This window comes from Nitrosophilus sp. (assembly GCF_982775275.1).
In genome coordinates, this window is the sequence record NZ_CEXZHP010000184.1 from 1 (window position 1) to 1,584 (window position 1,584).

Annotated in this window: 1 protein-coding gene; it reads right to left on the reverse strand. The window is 35.7% G+C overall.

Annotation, left to right across the window (positions count from 1 at the left end; all coding sequences use genetic code 11):
• Nucleotides 1–247 precede the first annotated feature (247 nt).
• Entirely contained in the window at nucleotides 248–1,579 is a 1,332-nt protein-coding gene (gene radA, locus AC30RD_RS07855) for a DNA repair protein RadA (protein ID WP_489493912.1), read from the reverse strand.
• Nucleotides 1,580–1,584: the final 5 nt, after the last annotated feature.

A 1,584-nucleotide genomic window follows, 5' to 3' on the forward strand; every position in this document is an offset into this window, starting at 1 on the left:
TAAGCAGTTATCGTTCTAAACCTTCGGTTTGCCCTCGCTCACTTACCACCTTACCGCCTTCTCCCTTTAGCCTTTCACCTAACTTCTCAACCACTCAACCACTCAACCGCTTAACCATTTTAACTAATACTAAGCCTTCGGCTTGTCCTCGCACACTTTCTAACTTTCTCACTTTTTCACTTTCTAACTACTCAACTTTTTTAACTATTTTAACTTTTTTAACTATATTAACCAAATTTTTATTAATTTACATCCAATCAACTATTTTTGCAACTTCGTCGACTATGAAGCATTTGATTTTAAGATTTTCAACGGGTTTGGAAGGAACAATGGCTTTCTTAAACCCTTGACTTTGCGCCTCTTTTAGTCTATTTTCGAGCATATGTATATCTCTTATATCTCCTGTCAATCCAACTTCTCCCAAAAATATAGTTTCGCTATTTAAAATTCTATTTCTAAAGCTGCTTAAAATCGCTGCAATTACCGCTAAATCTGCGGCTGTTTCTGCTATTTTTATACCTCCTGAGATATTAACAAAAACATCGTATTGGTTAAAAGGAAGTTCAAGTTTTTTTTCAAGCAGAGCCAAAAGCATTGTTAAGCGGTTAGAGTCAAAGCCTGTTGCGCTTCTTTTTGGGTTTGAATAGCCACTCTCGCTTACTAACGCTTGAACCTCAATGATAAGAGGCCTAGAACCTTCCATTATTACGGTAATGGCAGAGCCCGCTTGACGCTTTTTTTTGCTAAAAAATTTGCTTGATATATCTTTAGCGCTAACTAAACCCTCTTTGGTCATTTCAAAAATTCCAACTTCACTGATACTTCCAAATCTATTTTTAAATCCTCTTAATATTCTTATATCTTTTGAAGATTCACCTTCAAAATATAAAACGGTATCTACCATATGTTCTAAAACCCTTGGACCGGCGATTGAGCCCTCTTTGGTGATGTGGCCTATTATAAAAATGGCCGTTTTTGTAGATTTGGCTATTCTCATTAGCTCAAAGGTAACGGCTCTAACCTGAGATACGGTTCCTGGAGCAGAAGTTATCTCTTCTGTATATATTGTTTGAATAGAGTCTATTATTAAAACCTCATAATTTTGATTGGAAAGTTCAGATAAAATATTTTCCAATTTTATCTCAGATAGCAGATATAAATTTGGATGGTTTGCGCCTATTCTGTTAGCTCTAAGTTTTATCTGTCCGCTTGACTCTTCAGCGCTTACATATAATACTTTTTTTCCCTCTTTTGCCAAATTTGCACACATTTTTAATAAAAGGGTGGATTTTCCAACTCCAGGACTTCCTCCGATCAACACAAGGCTTCCTGGAACTATACCTCCGCCTAAAACCAGATCAAGCTCTTTATCGTTTGTAGAAAATCTATCAACTTTATCCTCTTGGATTTCTGTAATAGGAGTTGCTTTAAAAGAGGTTTTTTTTTGAATAAATTTTATCTGTTCTTCGCTTAATTCTAAAAAAGAGTCCCACGCACCGCAATTTGGACATTTTCCCATCCATTTAGAACTTTTAAATCCGCAAGCTTGGCATTCGTATATCTTTTTTGCTTTTGCCATTATTC

Bases quoted from the DNA above. Each gene is read 5' to 3' on its own strand.
- radA (WP_489493912.1), bottom strand. From the start codon at position 1,579: ATGGCAAAAGCAAAAAAGATATACGAATGCCAAGCTTGCGGATTTAAA.